The 20,280-nt window shown below is 49.3% G+C and carries 14 protein-coding genes, 1 tRNA gene and 1 CRISPR repeat array; of the genes, 4 read left to right on the top strand and 11 right to left on the bottom strand.

The genetic code is table 11. From position 1 onward, the window contains the following. Positions 1-35: 35 nt before the first annotated feature. The 7 genes from NFS35_RS19995 to NFS35_RS20025 form a co-directional block, all read right to left on the bottom strand. Positions 36-503, bottom strand: coding sequence for a DUF1700 domain-containing protein (locus tag NFS35_RS19995; RefSeq protein WP_251208852.1), 468 nt, complete (start codon positions 501-503; stop codon positions 36-38). Positions 504-507: 4 nt separating this feature from the next. Next, a complete protein-coding gene (locus NFS35_RS20000) occupies positions 508-702 on the bottom strand; it encodes a DUF6171 family protein (protein WP_251208853.1) in 195 nt (64 codons plus the stop codon). A 212-nt stretch (positions 703-914) separates the two neighbouring features. Beyond that, positions 915-1,742: a CRISPR direct-repeat array (repeat unit 36 nt; unit sequence GCTTTGCACCCTTTCAAATTAACAAGACTCTCAAAC). 56 nt (positions 1,743-1,798) lie between these two features. Then, positions 1,799-2,470, bottom strand: a complete 672-nt coding sequence (gene csn2, locus NFS35_RS20005; RefSeq protein ID WP_251208854.1) for a type II-A CRISPR-associated protein Csn2 — start codon at positions 2,468-2,470, stop codon at positions 1,799-1,801. Next, complete coding sequence (cas2, locus tag NFS35_RS20010) at positions 2,467-2,772, bottom strand: CRISPR-associated endonuclease Cas2 (RefSeq protein ID WP_251208855.1); 306 nt, start codon at positions 2,770-2,772, stop codon at positions 2,467-2,469. The genes csn2 and cas2 overlap by 4 nt, the downstream gene beginning before the upstream one ends. A gap of 4 nt (positions 2,773-2,776) precedes the next feature. Further along, positions 2,777-3,634, bottom strand: coding sequence for a type II CRISPR-associated endonuclease Cas1 (gene cas1 / locus NFS35_RS20015; RefSeq protein ID WP_330640376.1), 858 nt, complete (start codon positions 3,632-3,634; stop codon positions 2,777-2,779). A gap of 11 nt (positions 3,635-3,645) precedes the next feature. Continuing rightward, on the bottom strand, positions 3,646-7,704 hold the full coding sequence (gene cas9 / locus NFS35_RS20020; protein ID WP_251208857.1) for a type II CRISPR RNA-guided endonuclease Cas9: 4,059 nt from the start codon (positions 7,702-7,704) through the stop codon (positions 3,646-3,648). Positions 7,705-8,256: 552 nt separating this feature from the next. Continuing rightward, positions 8,257-8,330 (bottom strand) — tRNA-Arg (locus NFS35_RS20025). Between the two features lie 237 nt (positions 8,331-8,567). Here NFS35_RS20025 and NFS35_RS20030 point away from each other — a divergent pair. The 4 genes from NFS35_RS20030 to nifJ all read left to right on the top strand — a co-directional run bounded on the left by NFS35_RS20030 (position 8,568) and on the right by nifJ (position 16,640). Beyond that, positions 8,568-10,667 carry a glycogen debranching protein gene (locus tag NFS35_RS20030; protein WP_251208871.1) on the top strand — a complete coding sequence of 700 codons (2,100 nt, stop codon included), beginning with the start codon at positions 8,568-8,570 and terminating at the stop codon, positions 10,665-10,667. Positions 10,668-10,882: 215 nt separating this feature from the next. Continuing rightward, positions 10,883-11,623 carry an ABC transporter ATP-binding protein gene (locus tag NFS35_RS20035; protein WP_251208858.1) on the top strand — a complete coding sequence of 247 codons (741 nt, stop codon included), beginning with the start codon at positions 10,883-10,885 and terminating at the stop codon, positions 11,621-11,623. A 251-nt stretch (positions 11,624-11,874) separates the two neighbouring features. Continuing rightward, complete coding sequence (locus NFS35_RS20040; RefSeq protein WP_251208859.1) at positions 11,875-12,792, top strand: SufB/SufD family protein; 918 nt, start codon at positions 11,875-11,877, stop codon at positions 12,790-12,792. A gap of 134 nt (positions 12,793-12,926) precedes the next feature. After that, on the top strand, positions 12,927-16,640 hold the full coding sequence (gene nifJ / locus NFS35_RS20045) for a pyruvate:ferredoxin (flavodoxin) oxidoreductase (RefSeq protein ID WP_251208872.1): 3,714 nt from the start codon (positions 12,927-12,929) through the stop codon (positions 16,638-16,640). 37 nt (positions 16,641-16,677) lie between these two features. On the opposite strand, the gene NFS35_RS20050 is transcribed toward nifJ, so the two are convergent. The 4 genes from NFS35_RS20050 to NFS35_RS20065 form a co-directional block, all read right to left on the bottom strand. Further along, on the bottom strand, positions 16,678-17,265 hold the full coding sequence (locus tag NFS35_RS20050; protein ID WP_251208860.1) for a hypothetical protein: 588 nt from the start codon (positions 17,263-17,265) through the stop codon (positions 16,678-16,680). Continuing rightward, positions 17,240-19,201 (bottom strand): M56 family metallopeptidase, encoded by a 1,962-nt coding sequence (locus tag NFS35_RS20055; RefSeq protein WP_251208861.1) that lies wholly within the window; start codon positions 19,199-19,201, stop codon positions 17,240-17,242. Before NFS35_RS20055 ends, NFS35_RS20050 begins: the two co-directional genes overlap by 26 nt. Positions 19,202-19,248: 47 nt before the next feature. Continuing rightward, positions 19,249-19,602, bottom strand: coding sequence for a BlaI/MecI/CopY family transcriptional regulator (locus NFS35_RS20060; RefSeq protein ID WP_251208862.1), 354 nt, complete (start codon positions 19,600-19,602; stop codon positions 19,249-19,251). A gap of 164 nt (positions 19,603-19,766) precedes the next feature. Continuing rightward, the gene (locus NFS35_RS20065; RefSeq protein ID WP_251208863.1) at positions 19,767-20,270 is read right to left on the bottom strand and encodes a hypothetical protein; all 504 of its coding nucleotides are present in this window, start codon (positions 20,268-20,270) and stop codon (positions 19,767-19,769) included. Between the last annotated feature and the right edge of the window lie 10 nt (positions 20,271-20,280).

The raw sequence follows: 20,280 nt of genomic DNA on the forward strand, positions 1-20,280 counted from the left end.
AATATGCTTCCCTTTTCTGGTACTTTAGTACTATTTTAGTTCAGCCAATCCCGGAACACCTTTACCAGGAACAGAACCCCCAGTATTGGCAGCAATATGGGCAAAAGCGCTGTAATGACGGAAAATACCGCGCTCAGGACCAGCACCACTATCACAAGCCCCAGTATCAGCCAGGCCCACAGGGGAATTCTCGCAAAGAGGCTGACAGGCCTCTGTCCGACCGGACCCCGGGGCTGATATCCTGTATCCGTCTCCCCTCCGTACCATTCACTGCTTCCCCCATATTCCGTGCTCTGTCCGCTGCTGCCTCCGGTCTCCGCGATGGTCCTGGCGATAAGTCTGGGATCTCCCAATGCGGACAGCACTTCTTCCTCGCTTTTTCCCTTGCGGATCTCCGTATTGATATAGTCCTCGTAATATTCCAGATTCTCCGCAAGCTGCCCGGATGTCACCTTGCCGTTCAGCGCCAGGCGCAAGGCCTCTAAAAATTCTCTCTTCGTCATATTCCTACCATTTCTTTCTGGGGCAGATATTCTTTGCCACTGCCGCCCGAAGCTCCACATAACATCCGCAGCTGCGGCACATTCCCTCCAATAGAAGTTCACACCCCTTGCAGACCGCAAGCCTTTCCTCATACAGCGGCTCAGGAGCCCTGATATCCTCGTCCAGATTCGCGATATATTCCCGCAGCGAGCGGAACATCTCCTTATTCCTACATTCCTACGAACTTATGACATTATACTTTCTTTACTTTACGAAATCAATCCTTATCATCCATTTTGTTCATTCAGGTCTCAAAACATAATGGGCAAAGTTTTCTAATTGATACAAATCTTGGATTGATATTGTTTTATGTCCTTACAAAATTAGCAAGACTCTCAAATACACCGAAAGCCTTTTCAGCATCCTTTTTAGCTTTGTACCCTTTCAAATTAACAAGACTCTCAAACATAACTGTTTGGCAACCTTGGAAGAGAAAGGCTTTGCACCCTTTCAAATTAACAAGACTCTCAAACCCGCGCACGGCTATAATATCGCTCTTTGTAGCTTTGCACCCTTTCAAATTAACAAGACTCTCAAACGAGGAGAACATTGCATACAGGCTCATGACAGCTTTGCACCCTTTCAAATTAACAAGACTCTCAAACAAAACCCACAACCTCATAATAACCGTTTGCGCTTTGCACCCTTTCAAATTAACAAGACTCTCAAACTCTGTATCAGTACGATTTCACCGCAACCGTGCTTTGCACCCTTTCAAATTAACAAGACTCTCAAACCGCGCCGTCCCACCTGAAACACGCCCATGAGCTTTGCACCCTTTCAAATTAACAAGACTCTCAAACCACAACCGGGTCTTTTGCATATTCCTGACGGCTTTGCACCCTTTCAAATTAACAAGACTCTCAAACAATATGCGCAGCGGAACTGGCGAGGTGGGCGCTTTGCACCCTTTCAAATTAACAAGACTCTCAAACGTAGCGTCCGTGCCACCAGAGCGGATATCTGCTTTGCACCCTTTCAAATTAACAAGACTCTCAAACAAGCTTAGGATGCTCATGGACGAGATGTACGCTTTGCACCCTTTCAAATTAACAAGACTCTCAAACAGCTTATATGCCCTAAGTGTATCCGTAGCGGCTTTGCACCCTTTCAAATTAACAAGACTCTCAAACTTCCCTGCACTTTCTTAGCGCCTCTTCTGTGCTTTGCACCCTTTCAAATTAACAAGACTCTCAAACCCCAAATAAAGAGATTCTCCCCAAGTCCGCCGCTCTGCGAAAGCGGTGTTAATTTGTCATAAATCAATTATACACAAGTCTCTATCCAAAATCCAGCCTTTTTCACCACTTATTGGTGCTGAATGAATATGCTCAATAATTATGAGATTTATCTTCTCACAAAAAACAAATTCATATAATTGCTTTAATTCATCAACTGTTAAACATTGTTTCAGTCCAACAAATACATAATTTTTCATCCCACAAACATGGCTCATTACACGCAAGTACTCCACTATCTTTTCCAACAGGCATTCCCCAAAACACTCCATTTTGACATTATATAATTTCATCAACCCAACAATATCAAAATCCAAATCATATTCCAAAGCATATGGCACTTGTCTCGACAATTCATCAAGATATGCCACAATGCTCCCATTTAATGATATGCTCTCATTCATAAGAGATGTATTCGCCTGTTCCTGTAATTCCTGATACAGCCTGTTGATAACGCGCTTTCCATTGGAGTCTAGCGCAAACGGATTAAAGATACAATCCACTTCTTTTGCTATATTCCTGATTTCCCCTTCTTTAGACAGTATGAACCCGCCTTCCCCTCCCTGTGTCTGATTCCAGATATCACACAGGATTGAGGAATATGCTTTCGGGTTTTCTACCGAAAGAACCGTAATCTGGTTTTCCGAAAGTGCCATACCCAAATTATAAGCTTTATATATCAGCTTCATATGATTACCAACTTCTCATCAGAGTCCAAAATATCAGAAACTTTATTTCCAACTATATATTCTATACTGGAATACTGCTTCTCAGTTATTTTAAGCAACTGTACTATACCAGCATTTGGCCTGTGCTTCTTTATATTATCAATAACAGCATCAGCCGCTGTACTGTTTTGGACCAATTTACAATATACAGATTCCTGCATCATCATGAATCCCAATTTTATCAGAACCTTCCTGAACTCACGATAATCCTTTCTGTTTCTCTCCGTCAGTACAGGTAAATCAAAAAACACAATCACTCTCATATACCTATAACTCATTTCGATAAAATTTAATCAATGATACATCACTCTCATTAAGCGCATCAAAAACACTGCGGCAATAAAGTTTGATTGCATTATCGACACATTCCTTTCTCCCTGATATTACTACTTCCTGTTGTAATATTTTCAGGATTCTCATCTTCTCTTCGTGCCCAAATCTTTGTGGATTCATATCTTTCACAGCGCAATCCACCATAGGCCGAAGCGGTTCCATGATATCAGACCCCAGATTGAATGGATTGAACACATTATCATGAAACAATCCAATCTGGGTCATGTAACCATTTGCCGCAATCTCACGGTTGCAAGCCGACAAAATAATAGCATATCCATAATTAAGCGCTGCGTTAATACTATCCTCATTCGTCCTTGCAAAGTCCTTTCCAAAAAGGGCATTAAAATACACCTTTGCCGCATGGCCTTCCCGGTTTGACTCATCTGCGAATTTAATTTCATCGACATATTGCCGCAGCATATCCGCTTCACGCAAATGACATCTCTCCAGATATTCTGCCTGTTTCCGTATTTTCTCTTTTACGATTTCCGTCCAGACAGCATCTTTCATCTCCTTAGTCCAGCCCATCTGTTTTCTGATTTTCATGCTGGTATCATGACATCCGTAATACGGTATCAATTCTGAAGACGGATTCCTCTTTTCATCACAAAAGATGACCTTGACCTTCTTCTTAACTAACTCGCTCAATAATGCCGCTGTAAGGGAAGCAGATGTCGTCTCAATAATCAGTGTCGATATTTCACTAATATGTATTTTTACGACATCCGACTTCCTGATTACCAAAAAGCCTAATTGATAATCCAGCTTCACACTACTCGCAATAACCACTGTGCGCCAGCTCATACTGTCAACAAGTCAATACGACTTTCAAAAATCCCTGTGACAGACTGGTTCACTAATAAAAGTTCCCCTCCCTCATTCAATTTCTTGGGCATCAACATTACTCCACATTTTGGCGCTTCATTCAGCAATGACAAATCTGCACACGGAATGCCAATTGCCGTCAGCTGCAGTAATTGCACCAAAACACCACATTGCTCCCCTACATCTAATTGCCTAAATCTATCGCTTCGCTTCAATAGTTTCTCACCCATAGGATTAGGGCGTTTTGCATAAATCCCGGTTTGATGCTTTTGCAATAAAAGCATATACAACTCTATATTCTGCTCTTTCGACAATCCCTCTCCAACTATCTTTGTCTCACTGTATTTTTCTAACTTTTTCACATACTGAAACCACTCCGGCTTCAAACAAAGATTAACTGCATTTCTTAACGCAATTCGATTTCCAGTCTTACCTGAAATATACATAAAATATCCATCCCTTTTTATCAACGACTGTATCTTTATTTTAGGAAGCCTGATGCTGGGATTGGCTAATCCTAATACGTTCTCACAATACTCCAAGAGCGCTTTTTCATTTCCATCCAGCTTTTCTTTCAAATAAATCGGCATCGCTTCCAATGTCCGAATCCGCTTATTCATGCCCCCATGTTCTACCAGGAAAAAGTATGCGACAGCCATACTTGTATATCCCCCATATTTAGTCACATCTGCAAGCTTCTTGTCTGAGGCTTTTAAAGCCATATAATTATCAACTTTCGCCTTTTTTGCACTGTATAATGTTTCATTAGCTATTCCGCCATGGCCTTCAAAGTTCCTCCTGGTCATAATCGGGGTATTTTTCTTTAGCATCTCTTTTACTGTTGCTATTGTGCCAGGTGCCCCATTTTCCACAGGCCCAACCCATGCCGTTTCCTTTCCCCTGACCACATCCCAGTCAAACATTCTGCTCAGGTGATACTTATATTTCTGAGAATCCCTTTTATACTCTTTTTGTATGAAGTTAAGCGGATTCTGCGTAAACTTAACATAATAGACATTGCCTACCACAATATTCAAATACGCATCCTGAGCATGATGGAACTCATTTACACTCCTACATTTGACAAGCTTGCTCCTCTGTCTGAACTCCGCCACATTCGCAGCTTTAGAATACACAATCGTAGTCTTTTCTGGCGACAATACCTGCTTTAAGACATCAATGACCCCTTTCGTCCCCTGACTTGTTTCCACAAGCTGTCTGGCAATGAATCCAGCCTGCTGCTCTTCCGTAAATGCTGTTCTTCCTGTAAGTCTCTTGTATTTTTCCTCCGTAATCAGCCCCATGAGCAGAAGTTCTCTCCACATCCTCCACTGGTTTTCATAAATTGGTTCTTCCAATGGATAAGCATCGCTTTTATGAGCGTTCACCTGCTTTTTGACCAGTACCAGATTATTATCGATATTATCATCCTTTACAAAATGTCTTGGATAAATATGATCGATATCATAAAGGTTATCATTGAAAAGCTTTTCAATCTCTATCTTTTCTCCTGTATACATACAACGGCCTTTTTGCGTGAAATAGAGATACATCTTTTTACTTTTTAACGTACCATCTGCGTCTGCCCTTTCAATCTCACCAACCCAGTCTCTTGCTTCTTTTTGAAGATTCTTATACAAATCTAAGAACTTCTGTTTTCTTGTGACTGTTCTTTTCTTCTTTTCATCAGGTTTCCGTGTCATTTCCACAAATAGCCTTTTGGGCGGATTTCCTAGTACCTCTTCCAATTCTTTCATAATCAACAGAGTCTGCCATACCATTCTCTTTACCGGAGCCGAAAAATAGTAATCATCCAAATCCTCCGGTTGTATTTCTACCAAAGTCTTCAACATAGCCCCCTGTCTGCTTTCCAGTTCCTCTTTGTAGGTATACTGTGGACTGTTCAATAATTCCATCAGATTCAGGTTCGTTTCCCACATCATTCTAATCAGAGAAACGCTCTCGCCTGTAGCCTTATCACATCCCTGCATTTCCAAAAACTCTTTTGACAGATTACCCCAGTCTTTAAATTTTAATCCTGTAATCCTTTTTATCTGTTCGGAAGACAGCTGTTCCGCATATCGTTCTTCAAGTCTCTCTTTCAAAAATTTCTTTGAATCCCCATATATCGTGCACCAAAGCACAATCTCCTCCACCATTTTCCTGATATTATCTTCTTCCATGCGCTCTCCGAATATAGCAGTAAATCTCCCATAAGTAGAAAGCGAATTATAGATTGACTCATCTATACCGGTAAGCTGTGTTTCATCCTCTAAAACTCCCTGCGCCCGCAAGTAATTCACTAACTGTTTTCTGGTAACTTTTTTCCCCTTTTTATACAGCACATTATAAATCTCCTGCTTCAAAGAAACAGGAATCCGTTCTCCATCAATCGCAATATTATTTATCTCATTTAACACACAGAAACTTTCATATTCCAAAGAAGTCTTTGGCAGCACTTTCTCCCCATTTAAGTAAGAACACCTTCTGACCATTCGGGAAATAAATTCCTCCGAAGTTGCTTTTACATCGATTTTATCTTCGATGTTCCATGGTAAAACAGTTCCCTTCTCTTTCCTGATTACCCATCCTGTCTTACTTTTTTCTGAAAGAGGCCCAACATAATAGGGAATCTGAAATGAAAACAATTGCAGAATCCTCTCGCTTACGGTCAAACCATATTCGTCACATTTTGACAAAAATGGTAAATAGCTTTCCGCATTTGCAAGTATTCTCCTCATTTCTTTGACATGGACCTGATTGGGAATGACACCATTGGAAGCAGTCAACTGCTTGGGAAGAAAATTCTCTTTCTCAAGTTCTTCCTGAATATACTTAACATCCGCATCATCTTCCGGCATGGTTTTCAGCAACTTCCTGACCGCCTTATACAAGTCCTCCCGACCGCGCTCTTTCATCTCTCTTCTGCGCTTTATTCCTGAATTCAGCGATTTTACATATGCAGAATATGTTCCTGCAGAATCGCTCCTGAAAAAATAATTGTATTCTTTTGCCATTCCATAGCGTTTCAGCACTCTTTTTAATATTTTTAAATCATTTCCGTGCTTATCATATTCAGCAACCCTTGCTTCAGATAAATAGGAATAGCCTTTCATGATATTTGCCAGCACGCCAATATCATAAATTTCTTTCATCATTTCGATTATAGCATAGTATTTTTCACCTAATGTTTCCGAAATCTCCGGAATCTTCTCTTCATATCCAAATTCCGAAAAACATATTTCTATCTTCTTGTCTTTATCCGCAGCAATATCTCCAAACAAAAGTTTCGCATCCACTTTCAATCCACAGACAGCTTTTACAAATCCTGTCCTCTTTTTATCTTTCACATCTATCTGAAACGCTTTCGCCAATTCCTCTGCCTTTTTCGTTCGAGAATATTCTCTGCAGGATAATATTTCCTCTATGGTTTCTCCGCTGATGTCCATCGGGAATGATATCTCCGCTTCTTCCATAAGCGCACAGCAGAACTGCTGATATACACTATATATCCCTTTCTCATTCCCCTCTCCTGAAATACCGGCATTCAAGAAATGTCCTCTGTGCTTGAACATATTGAGCAATGCTAAATAAACTAATCTTACATCATGCTCCGCCGGATTCAGAATCAACTCTTTCCGAAGATGAAATATAGTCGGATACTGTCTAAAATAGTCCTTATCTTGATAATCTGAGTCATTAAAAATACCATTTTTATATTGAACCTTCTCGTCTTTATCTTCTAAATGGTATTTGCTATTTTCCAATCTCTGATAAAATGCTGAATCCTTTGCCGTTATGGCATCGTGAAAATATTCCTTTAAGAGACCTATTCGCGCCACCTCTCTCTGACGTCTTCTTCTGCTAATACGCTTGCTCCGTCTCTCTACCGCTGTCTGAGCTTCTTCAAATTCTCTTATTCCCCACAAATCTTTTCCTTTTACCCTTAGAAGTTTATAGTTTTCATCCGTGACAGCCCAACCAACCGAGGAAGTACCCATATCCAACCCTAAATAATACTCTTTCCGCATCATTCGCGTTCCCCTTTCCATATCCTTCTTTATTTTCTATGCTTTTTATCATTCGACCTATTGACATTTCCTTCAAACAAGTGCTATTATAATTTCGAATTGACAAGACGAGTGCAAATAAGGTTAAACCGGAATCGTCGCAAGACTCTGCATGGTGCAGAATAAAAAAGCCTGCAAAAGGGCTTTTTTAATTTGATATCCTGTCATAGCTGACCCCGATATGCCCAATCGGCATGCTATAACCTTGATGCTATACCCCGTAACAGGCACATCAAATTTAAGCACAGAGCAGTCTGTGAAATCTCCACACCGGAACAAATTTTTTGTATGCGAATGCTGTTCTCTTATCTATGCCGACCGATGGCGGCTTGCCTTTCCCATTCCTACAACTCCAATATGTCAGCAACCCCTCAAAATACATGCTTACTCCATAATTCATTCTATCACAAGACCACTTTGCCCACAACCTCTTACCGTCAAACAGGGGATTCATCAAAAAAACAGAAAAAAGCGAGAATGCCCATTGTAAAGGCTTTCTCGCTTTTTACACAATAACGTGCGTTAGAGGATTCGAACCCCCGACCTTTTGGTCCGTAGCCAAACGCTCTATCCAGCTGAGCTAAACGCACACATCCGTTGCGGCATTCATCACCTGCAACGTAAATTATCATACCCTTTTCCCGCTGAAAAGTCAAGTACTATTTTTGATTTTTTTATTTACTTTTAATTGCTTTTTCTATTATCTTTCTATATACTAATTTTATGTTTTTATTCGTGGGGGCTTCAGGGCCCTTACCTTAAGGAGGACTATTTTGAAACATTTTACACAGAAATACATCCCGGAACTGCACACATCCCTGATTCCCATGGCGGAAATCGCGGGATTTCCTGTAAGGCCGGGATTTTATGATGTGCACGGATCCACAATGCTGGCCGTAGGCGTGAACTTCACTGTCCACACCCACTATGGGACTTCCTGCACGCTTCTTCTCTACCACAAGAACGGAACCACTCCCTACGCCCGCCTCCCATTCCCCGAGGCCTACAAAATCGGAGATGTCTATTCCATGATCGTGTTCGGGCTGGATGATGAGGATTTTGAATATGCCTACCAGGTGGACGGCCCCTATGACCCCCATCACGGGCTCACGTTCAATAAGGATTCGGTGCTCTTAGATCCTTACGCCCGCTATGTGACCGGACAACGGATATGGGGCGACAGGAAATACGGATGCTATCGCGCCCGTGTCATCAGGGATTCTTTCGACTGGGGCGACATGCCGCAGTCCAACCGTACCCTGAGCGATTTGGTCATCTATGAAATGCATGTAAGAGGCTTCACCTACCATCCCTCCTCGGGCGTGACCCATCGGGGCACTTTCGCGGGGCTGATGGAGAAGATTCCCTATCTGAAAGAGCTGGGAATCAACGCCGTGGAGCTGATGCCCATCTTTGAGTTCGACGAGGCCATCAATTCCAGAGAGGTGAACGGCCAGAAGCTCCTGGACTACTGGGGGTACAACACGGTAGGTTTCTTTGCCCCCAACACGAACTATATCTCCAGCAGCGAATCCGGTCAGGAGGGCACGGAGCTGAAGCTCCTGATCAAAGCCCTGCACGACAACGGCATTGAAGTCATTCTTGACGTGGTATTCAACCATACCGCCGAGGGAAACGAAAAAGGCCCCACTTTCTGCTTCAAAGGTTTCGACAACAAAGTTTACTATATGCTGACCCCCAATGGCAATTATTACAATTTCAGCGGCTGCGGCAATACCCTGAACTGCAACAATCCCATCGTCCGCCAGCTGATTCTGGAATGTCTGCGCTACTGGACTGTGAGCTACCGCATCGACGGCTTCCGATTCGACCTGGCCAGCATCCTGGGCCGGCACGAGGACGGCTCGCCCCTGAACAATCCTCCTCTTTTGGAACTCCTTGCCACCGACCCTATCCTGCGCAATGTGAAGCTGATTGCCGAGGCCTGGGACGCTGGCGGCCTGTACCAGGTGGGGAAATTCCCCGCCAGCAAGCGCTGGGCGGAATGGAACGGCCGTTACCGGGATTCCCTGCGCTCCTTTCTAAAAGGTGAGAACTGGCATTCCTGGGAGGCCTCCTGGAGCATTTCCGGCTCCGGCGACCTCTACGGCGGTTTTTATTCGGACAATAACAATAATTACGCCGGATACAATTCCTGCGTGAACTTCCTCACCTGCCATGACGGCTTCACCCTGTACGATCTTTATTCCTACAATGAAAAGCACAACGAGGGGAACGGCTGGGACAATACCGACGGCGCCGACGATAACCGCAGCTGGAACTGCGGAGCCGAGGGCGATACCGACGACCCGGAAGTCCTCAGCCTCCGTTTCCGCATGATCCGCAATGCCTGCGCCGTGCTCATGTGCAGCCGCGGGACGCCCATGTTCCTGGCGGGAGACGAGTTCGGCAATTCCCAGTACGGCAACAACAACGCCTACTGTCAGGACAATGAGATTTCCTGGCTGGACTGGAGCCTGCTGGAAAAGAACAGGGATCTGTTTGAATTCTTCAAATTTATGATTGCCTACAGGCATAAGCATCCCGTCATCCGCAAGATGCTCCCGGAGGCCGTCTGCGGCATGGAGCCTCTGCTCACCCACGGCATCAATGGAGAGGAGCACTATATTTCCCACGATGCCTGGATGCTGGCCGTAAGCTTTGCGGGCTACAACCCGGAGACAGGCGCTGATGACCTGGTATATGTGGCGGTGAACACCCACTGGGAGGATGTCCATATCACGCTCCCTGCGCTGCCTTCCAGTCAGACATGGTTCTTAAGCGTGAATACCTGGGGCGATGAGCACCAGCGCTACTTCTACCCGGAGGGGCAGGAAGTGAAGATAGACCACGAATTCATCATGCGTCCCCGTTCTGTAGCCGTCTTCACCGGCCGTGAAAAGGACGTGGTCTTCTTTCAGGACTGAGGACATCAGGATATCCGCATCCTCCGCTCCCCGGCCCGCTCTGCGGGCACCATCACTGTGCCTGTAGCGAAAGGCATGATTCATGCTGTCCGGCGGAAATCATAAAATTTTTCTAACCAGTGTGGATTTTTATGATTTCTGTGCTATACTGTAACAGGATTACACTTTAACACAAAAGCAGTGTTACAGGGAAAAGTTTCTCAAGGAGGATAGATATGCTGGAATTACAGAACCTCTGCTTTCAGGTGTCTGACGACGCCGAAAAGCATAAGGAAATCATCCGGGATGTGAACCTGACCTTTGAGGACCATGCTTTCATCGCCATCACCGGGCCCAATGGCGGCGGCAAGTCCACTCTGGCGAAGCTGATCATGGGAATCGAGCAGCCCACCTCAGGCAGGATACTCTATAATGGTACGGATATTACCGGACTGAACATTACGGAAAGGGCAAAGCTGGGAATCAGCTTCGCGTTCCAACAGCCCGTGCGCTTCAAAGGCATCAAGGTGCGGGATTTGATCCAGCTGGCGGCAGGGGGGGATTCCAAGGTGAAATTTCCCGCCATCTGCGACTACCTGGCCAAGGTGGGACTGTGCGCAAGGGATTATGTGAACCGCGACATCGACGCCAGTCTCTCCGGCGGCGAACTGAAGCGAATCGAGATTGCCACCATCATTGCCCGCAATACGCCCCTGTCGGTGTTCGACGAACCGGAGGCGGGAATCGATCTGTGGAGCTTCAACAACCTGATTCAGGTCTTTGAGGAGATGCACCGGGAAAGCGATAATTCCCTCATCATCATCTCGCATCAGGAGCGCATCCTGAATATCGCGGACGAGATTGTAGTGCTGGCGGAGGGCACGGTGCAGGCAAGGGGACAGAGGGGGGACATCCTGCCGGAACTGTTGAAAGGCACGGAGGGCTGCAAATTCTATCGGCAGCCTGTCTCCTTATAGCGATACCTTTGCCGTCATACTGCATAACGCTGAATACTTACTAATGCAATCATGCGATTGAACCAGTCAGCGTTATGCAGTCTGGTTTCATGGCAAGTGAAATCGTTAAGCAGTATAAATTCACCGAAAGCACAGAGATACCATAACAGACACAAAATTAACTATTTCAGTTAATTTCCGGTTCTGTGTGCGCTGAAATAATTTACAGAAACAGTTGCCAAACAATTTCATCAAAGAAGCGGGGAAATTCTATGGACGAGATACAGAAAACTTTACTGGAGCAGGTGGCCGGGCTGCACGAGATGCCCGCCGGAGCCTACAATATCCGTGCCAATGGCCAGAGCGTGGAGCGCTCCACCACCGCCCATATCGATATCGTGACAAAGGAAGACAAACAGGGCATCGACATCATCATCAAGCCCGGGACCAAAAAAGAGAGCGTGCACATCCCGGTAGTCCTGAGCCAGAGCGGATTGACCGAGATGGTCTACAACGATTTCTACGTGGGAGACGACTGCGACGTAATCATCGTGGCCGGATGCGGCATCCACAATGGCGGAGACAGCGACAGCCGCCATGACGGGCTCCACAGCTTCTATATAGGAAAGAATTCCCATGTAAAATACGTGGAGAAGCATTACGGCAGCGGCGACGGAAGCGGCAGCCGCATCATGAATCCCAAGACAATGGTAGAAGTAGGCGAGAACAGCTTCATGGAGATGGAGACCGTCCAGATCAAAGGCGTGGACTCCACCAAGCGCTTCACCGGCGCGAAGCTGGCGGACGGCGCCAGGATTGTAGTCACCGAAAAGCTCATGACCCATGGCAGCCAAGTAGCCGAGACCTCTTTCCAGGTGGATCTGGACGGGAAGGGCTCCAGCGCCAACATCATCTCCCGCTCCGTGGCCAAGGACGACTCCAGGCAGGTCTTCTACTCCAAAATCAACGGAAACAACCGCTGCACCGGCCACTCCGAATGCGACGGCATCATCATGGACCGTGCCCACATCAGCGCCATTCCCGAGATTACCGCCGCCAATCTGGACGCGGAGCTGATCCACGAAGCCGCCATCGGTAAGATTGCCGGAGAGCAGATCACCAAGCTGATGACCTTAGGGCTCACGGAAGCGGAGGCGGAAGCGCAGATTGTAAACGGTTTCCTGAAATAAACTTTACGGTATTATCATCCTGAATCAGAGCATAAACGAAAAGCCTCCGGGAAAAGATAAGGAAAACGAAACTTATCCTATTACCGGAGGTCATTTTTATGTGCGATAATATATCCAACCAGGAAACCCGTCCCCTGTCCCGCCCGCTCCAGACCATGGACGGCAATCAGGCAGCCGCCCATGTAGCCTATGCCTACAGCGAGGCAGCCGCCATCTATCCCATCACCCCCTCCTCTCCTATGGCAGAGCTTGTGGATGAATGGGCGGGTCAGGGCAGAAAGAATATACACGGCCAGACCATGGTGGTCTCCCAGATGCAGTCCGAAGCCGGCGCGGCCTCCGCCGTCCACGGCGCGCTGCTGGCGGGCACCCTGGCCACCACTTTCACCGCTTCCCAGGGACTGCTCCTCATGCTGCCGGGTCTCTACCGCATGGCAGGCGAACTGCTGCCCGGAGTCGTCCACGTGGCTGCCAGGACCATCGCCACCCACGCCCTGTCCATCTTCGGCGACCATTCCGATGTCTACGCCTGCAGGCAGACAGGCATGGCCATTTTTTCAGAGGCCAGCGTGCAGGAGGTCATGGACCTGTCCCCTGTGGCCCATCTGGCGGCTATTGAGGGGCGGATTCCTTTCCTGAATTTCTTTGACGGCTTCCGCACTTCCCATGAATTGCACAAGATACAGGTCTGGGACTATGATGAGCTCAAAGCCATGCTGTACGGGAGTGAGGAGAAATCCTGCCCGGAACACGCAACACATGCATCCACTCTTCCAGATTCGCTGACGCGTTTCCGGGAGCGGTCTTTGCATCCGTCGCACGGAAAAGTGTATGGTTCCGCACAGAATCCCGATATCTTCTTCCAGGCCAGGGAGGCATCCAATCCCTATTATCTGGCTCTGCCCGAAATCGTGGAGCGGCAGCTTTCCAAAATCAATGCGCGCCTTGGCACTGACTACGGCCTGTTCGACTACTACGGCTCCCCGGAGGCGGAGCATGTCGTCATCGCCATGGGCAGCGTCTGCGAGACCATAAAGGAATATATCGACAGCGTCCCCGGAGAAAAATACGGCCTGATCAACGTGCATCTCTACCGGCCTTTCAGCAGCCGCCATCTGGCGGAGAAACTGCCAAAAACCGCCCGCCGGATTACGGTGCTGGACCGCACCAGGGAGCCGGGCGCCGCCGGGGAGCCCCTGTATCTGGATGTGGTGGCGGCGCTGGTCCAGCAGGGAATACCTGTTTCCGGCATGCCGGCCTGCCCCAGTCCGGCGGCACACACTGACCCGGCAGCCTGCGCAGAGTCCGCGCGATGTCCTCTCCCGGCGGGCGGAAACACCTGTACGATACGAATCTTCTCCGGCCGCTACGGCCTGAGCTCCAAGGACACCACCCCGGCCCAGATTGCGGCGGTTTACGGGAACCGCTCCAAACCCTTTTTCACGGTAGGCATCACGGACGATGTGACCCGCCTGTCCCTGGATGTGCCCCCCATCCACGATACCGCCCCGGCGGACATCGTCTCCTGCAAGTTCTGGGGACTGGGCGGAGACGGAACGGTCAGCGCCACCAAGAACGCCATCAAAATCATCGGCAACCATACGGACATGACGGCCCAAGGGTATTTTGAATATGATTCCAAAAAATCCCGGGGCCTGACTATCTCCCATCTGCGCTTTGGGAAAAGCCCCATCCGCAGCGCCTATACTGTACGCAGGGCTGATTTCGTAGCCTGCCAGAATCCGGTGTATCTGCATAAATACGACATGGCGCAGGAACTGAAAGACGGCGGCGTTTTCCTGCTCAACTTCCATTTCCCGGAAGAAAGCGCAAGCACCCGGAACCGTATTTCCGGGAAAACAGAATCCGTGCCAGAGGAACTGGAAGATTATCTGCCGGATGGGACAAAAGCCTATCTGGCGGAACATGATATACGTTTTTTCGTCATAGATGCCCTGGGAATCGGCAAGGAAATCGGCCTGAACAATAAGACCAGCACCATCCTGCAGGCCGCTTTCTTTGCCGTGTCAGGACTTCTGGCGCCGGAGGACGCCAAAAACAAGATGAAACAGGCGGCGGAAAAAAGTTATGGCAAAAGCGGCGGAAATATTTTGGAAATGAACAGACAGGCCATCGACAGAGGCTTTCTGGAAGTGAGGCAGATTCCGGTCCCTGACAGCTGGAAGCGCTGCGGGCACGGCGCGCATTCCCGCTCCCCGCTGGACAACCTGTGCTACCCCGACCGTCCTGAGATGATGGCTTTCGTCAGGAACATCCAGCAGCCCGTGACCGACCAGCGAGGCAATGAACTGCCGGTATCCGCTTTCCTCCCCTATGCCAACGGCTGCACCCCTCCCGGAAGCACGGCCCACGAGAGGCGCAGCGTGGCCACGGAGCTGCCTGTGTGGAAGCCGGAAAACTGCATCCAGTGCGCCCGCTGCTCTTTCGTCTGCCCCCATGCGGTCATCCGCCCGGCAGCCCTGTCAAAGGAGGAGCTGGAGGCTGCGCCCGAGGGCATGAAGAGCGTTCCCATGCTGGGCCTGGACGGCTCTTCCTTTGCCATCACCGTCTCCCGGGCCGACTGCACCGGCTGCGGCACCTGCGCCGCCATCTGTCCCGGAAAACGCAGGAGTCCCGGAGAAGAGCCTGCCAAAGCGCTGGAAATGGTCCCTGTCATCCGCCTTGCGGAAGAGGAGCTTTTAAGGCAACAGGAGGTCTTCGACTACTGCAAGCCCCTGCTGCCCTGCAAAGAAGCCGTGGAAAAATTCCGGCCGGACACCGTGAAAGGCAGCCAGTTCCTGCGCCCCCTGATGGAATTCTCGGGAGCCTGCGCGGGCTGCGGGGAAACCTCCTATGTGAAGCTCCTGACCCAGCTCTTCGGCCCCCGCATGTATATCGCCAATGCCACCGGCTGCAGCTCCATCTGGGGCAACTCAGCGCCCTCCTGCGCATATGCTGTTGACCAAAACGGTCAAGGCCCTGCCTGGTCCAATTCCCTCTTCGAGGACGCGGCGGAATTCGGCTTCGGCATGCTGATGGCTCAGGAAGTAATCAGCAGACGCGGTACGGCCCATAAACAGGCATCATCTTCCGAGCGCGGCATTATGGTACAGCCCGCCACCTCCGACGGCAGTTCTGTTCCTGCCCATGGGAAAGCTCCATCCAAGGCCCCGGACACTGTCCAGTGGGTCATCGGCGGAGACGGCTGGGCCTATGACATCGGCTTCGGCGGCCTGGACCATGTGCTGGCCAGCGGAAAAAACATCAACATCCTGGTGCTGGATACCGAAGTCTATTCCAACACCGGCGGCCAGGCCTCCAAAGCCACGCCCACCGGTTCTACCGCCAAATTCATCTCCGGCGGCAAACAGACCCGGAAGAAAGACCTGGCCTCCATGGCCATGACCTACGGAAACGTCTATGTGGCACAGATTGCCATGGGCGCCGACCTGAACCAGACCGTAAAGGCTATAACGGAAGCCGCCGCTTACCCGGGCCCCTCCCTTGTAATCGCCTACGCCACCTGTATCGCCCACGGCATCCGGGCAGGCTTAGGGAGCACGCCCCATGAGGCAAAAAAGGCCGTAGACGCAGGATATTACCACCTGTTCCGCTTCAACCCCGCCCTGCGGCAGCAGGGGAAGAATCCTTTCGTGCTGGACAGCGGGGAGCCGAAGCTGGAATACGAAACATTCCTGGACGGAGAAATCCGCTATGACGCCCTGCGCCGCTTCCGCCCGGAGGAGGCGCAGGAACTGTTCCGGAAAGCCGCAGCGCAGGCGAAGGAACGGTATCGGTATCTGAAGAAGCTGGAGAGCTTGTATTCGCCTGTGGAAGCAGGGGGTTGATGATTTGGCGGAAAGGGATCAGGCCCTTTCCGCCTGATTACCACAGATTTGTTTCCATGATATCTTCCGGCGAAATTCCCGATATGACTACCATCAGCCCAATCCACATCATGACCATGGCAGTCCCTATCACGCCGTCCACTGTCCCATATTCATAGGGTGATAAGAAAAAAGCAGCCATCTGCAGCAGGATTGCCCAGCCCCGAAGGAAACAGATCCGTTTTGCGCTGTCCGGCTGATGTTCTTTGATTCTGCCTGCCACTTCTCCTAAAAGCACATAGATTGTGTAAATAGAGATAACCAGCATCAGAAGACCTTCCAGACCGTTCTCAAAGGGCCATATCCAGTGCAGGAAATAATCCGCTGCCAGTACCAGAAGCAAAGGCCTCAGTCTTTGCTCCGGCTGTGTCTGCCTGGCATGGCTCCGTATGGAGGCGTAGAATAAGAGCATTCCCGCGAAATCCGGCAGCAGGTTCAAAGTTCCGATATGAATATTCAGGAAAGCAAATACCATTCCCCATTTTAAATATTTCAAGGATGCCCGTTCCATGTCAATCCCTCTCTTCCAGCCGCTCCTCCACAAATTCCCCGCCTCCGGCTCACAGATTTTTGCTTTGTATCTCACCCTCTTCTGCCAGCACATCGTCCACATAAATCCGGACATAAGAGACTATTTTGTCACTTTCTTTCCAGCACAGGCCAGGCTCCGAATAGCCGTCTCCGACTCCGTATATGAGCCTGGGCTCACCTGTCATCAGTTCTGCTCCGTCAAATGCCGCTCTGCCGTTTCCGTTGCCGTCACCGTAACTGTAAGTGAGCGTCCTGACTTTCTCTTCCGGCACAGGCGGCTCTGCTCCTGCCATAATCCATGGCTGTTCCCGACTTTCATCTAAGTCTGTTTCTCCGACCGTGACTTTCACGGCATGCCCCTCCAGCGACTCTTCTCCCAGGTAGGTAAGATACAAGCATCTGTACTTATATTCCGCGGAAAAGTATGTCGGACAGGTCTCGCTCTCCTCTTCCTTTTGCGAAAAAGCTAAGAACCCTGCGGTTTGGAGTGCCCCAAGCTGGTCATAGTATCCCTCATTATACGCAGACAGCTCTACCAGGAAGTCCCCCATCCGCGCTGTGCCAAAAAGCAATGATTCGGGGATGTATTCCCCGGAATGCATCCCGCTCTCCTCGGTGAGCCAGACTTTCCATCCGTCCTCCTTTGTCAGCGAAAGTTTCCATTCCACAAAAGCTTCTCCGCGCTTTGCATTGGGTATGGCGTACACTGTCGCAGTCCCTTCCGTTTCATCATACAGGAGATTGCACACACGATAATCCTCCATGCCCGCAATCTTTTCCGGAAAATAGCAGGGAAAGCCCCCTTTCTCTCCCGGGGGAACCTCAGCCCGGGCAGTAAGCTCCTTTTGCAGGAACCATTTCCGGGCAAATTCCTCATATCGGGGGATTTCTTTCTCAGGCATCACGGACATTCGATATATCAAATCATTCTGTTCGTATGAGCGGATGAACAGATAGATTGCCTCCTCCGGGGTGCGGGCATGGTAGCATCTGGCATACAGCATGGCTCTTTCCAGGTCTTTCTCAGACGTAAGTTCCGGTAATTCCAGTGTGTAGCCGCCCTGCGCCTCACTGCCTGTGCCCGCTGCCGCCAGCATCAACGTAATGCACAGAGTCACCAGGCCAATCTTTTCGGGCACTCTCGTGAAATCCCGGATACGGCGGATTCTCGTCTTCATGTTCCGATAGGAGCCTGCCATGTTGGAAGTGCCTATCGTGGCAGTATTTTTTCCGCCCCCGCCTGCGGCGGTACTCATGCCAATCAGCAATTCCCCATAATGCCTCGCGTTTTCCTTTCCGCAGCGCTCCAGCACCCTCTGGTCACAGAGCGCCTCGCTGTCATTCAACACTATGGAAGTCAGCAGCCAGACGATCGGGTTGAACCAGTTCACCACCCGCACTGCGTGGATTCCGAGATTGACCAGCACATCTTTATACCGTTTGTGCAGCAGTTCGTGGACGATGACGGATTCCTCCGGCAGTCCGCCCTCCGGCAGCACCAGTACCGGGCACAGCAATCCGCAGACATAAGGCGCGGCATTCCTGCGGATGCGGATATCCCTGCAGCTTTTCAGGCCGTATTTGGACGCTATTTCATTTATCTGTTCGCGCTTCAGCGCATCCGCCCCGGGAGCCATTGCCACCTGTATCCGCAGAATCGCCCACATGGCCAGATAGAAACCTCCCAGCATAACCGCCCCCCACAGATACACCCGGCCGGCTTTGGCAGACAGTTCTCCATAGCCTTTCTTGTCCGCCAGAATCCTCCCCATCTCTATCCATTTCCCAACGGGAATCTCATCAAAAACGGAGAAAGGCGTGGGGACAGGCCTGGCGCTCACCGGCACAATGATCCGCACCAACAGCACCAGCCAGATGAAATAATGCCATCTGGCATCCAGTTTGTCATGGAAGATCAGTTTAATCAGCCATATCAGCAGACCTATCACCGTGACGGATGCCGTATATTCCAATATCGTCCAGATGTCCATATGATTCTCCCCCTGTCTCCCCGCATTCCCTGCCCTGTTCCTGCGCCTCAGATTTCGTCCAGCAGCTTCCTCAGCTCTTCGGCCTCCCCGGCAGACAATTGCCTGTCTTTCACAAAGGAAGCCACCATGTTTTTTACATTGCCCTGATACACCCGCTCCAGAAAGCTCTGCCGTTCCTGCTTCTCGCAGGTCTCTCTGGAGACGATCGCCCGGTACACATGCGGGGAGCGCTCCTTGTCCACCTGGAGGAATCCCTTTGCGCAGAGCCTGGTCAGAAAGGTATGTACCGTATTCTTGTTCCATCTCTTTCCCAGCTTCTCCGCCAGCTGGGGCTGGGTCATTTCCTCCTGCCACAGCAGCTCCATCAGCGTCCATTCACTCTCTGAAATCCTGTCATTCATATCCGTCCCTCCGCTTTCCGATCTTATTTTCCGCTTACCATATTTTCTGTACGCAAAAGGCCTACAAGCGTAGTCTTTATTCCATACTACACTTGTAGGCTTTGTTTGTCAAGAATTTTTAAAGGATATTTTATGTAAAATAGTTCAGAATCCCTGATACCCGGTTATTTGATTGCCTCCTTGGGAAGCACTCCCTCTTTCTTATACTTTCCCCACAGATGGTGGAACTTAAAGGTATATGCCACAGCCCACGCGCCCGCCAGGGGAATCAGCCAGCCCTGAACCTCGCCGGCTTGTATGGCCACCATAATCATATTAAAGAGTCCATAGGCCAGGGTCAGGATAGCGCATATCCTGCTCTTCCCGAACTGGAGCCACAGCCCCAGCGCCAACAGCAGCACGCCGTCTATGATAGAGGCAGAAAGCGTATCCGTCAAAAGCAGCGACGCAAGAATCGTCACCCCTGAACAGAAATACAGAATAATCGCACAGCCCCTGATATTGCCCCTGCAGGCTTTCATACCGGGCAGTTTGTAGAACTCTTTCTTAGTCAGATTTCCGCCCTCCGCTTTCTGCTTCGCCACATCCTCCGAAGACAGCACTCTGCCGCATGCCGGACACAGCAGCGCGCCCTCCTGCAGCTCGGCACCACATCCCATACATTTCATCTCTCCATCT

The organism is Acetatifactor aquisgranensis (assembly GCF_943193215.1).
Taxonomy (GTDB): domain Bacteria; phylum Bacillota; class Clostridia; order Lachnospirales; family Lachnospiraceae; genus Acetatifactor; species Acetatifactor aquisgranensis.

Bases quoted from the DNA above. Each gene is read 5' to 3' on its own strand.
- csn2 (WP_251208854.1), bottom strand. From the start codon at position 2,470: ATGAAGCTGATATATAAAGCTTATAATTTGGGTATGGCACTTTCGGAA.
- NFS35_RS20035 (WP_251208858.1), top strand. From the start codon at position 10,883: ATGCTGGAATTACAGAACCTCTGCTTTCAGGTGTCTGACGACGCCGAA.
- NFS35_RS20065 (WP_251208863.1), bottom strand. From the start codon at position 20,270: ATGAAATGTATGGGATGTGGTGCCGAGCTGCAGGAGGGCGCGCTGCTG.
- NFS35_RS20030 (WP_251208871.1), top strand. From the start codon at position 8,568: ATGGCGGAAATCGCGGGATTTCCTGTAAGGCCGGGATTTTATGATGTG.
- NFS35_RS20040 (WP_251208859.1), top strand. From the start codon at position 11,875: ATGGACGAGATACAGAAAACTTTACTGGAGCAGGTGGCCGGGCTGCAC.
- NFS35_RS20060 (WP_251208862.1), bottom strand. From the start codon at position 19,602: ATGAATGACAGGATTTCAGAGAGTGAATGGACGCTGATGGAGCTGCTG.
- NFS35_RS20055 (WP_251208861.1), bottom strand. From the start codon at position 19,201: ATGGACATCTGGACGATATTGGAATATACGGCATCCGTCACGGTGATA.
- cas9 (WP_251208857.1), bottom strand. From the start codon at position 7,704: ATGATGCGGAAAGAGTATTATTTAGGGTTGGATATGGGTACTTCCTCG.
- cas2 (WP_251208855.1), bottom strand. From the start codon at position 2,772: ATGAGAGTGATTGTGTTTTTTGATTTACCTGTACTGACGGAGAGAAAC.
- NFS35_RS20000 (WP_251208853.1), bottom strand. From the start codon at position 702: ATGTTCCGCTCGCTGCGGGAATATATCGCGAATCTGGACGAGGATATC.
- NFS35_RS19995 (WP_251208852.1), bottom strand. From the start codon at position 503: ATGACGAAGAGAGAATTTTTAGAGGCCTTGCGCCTGGCGCTGAACGGC.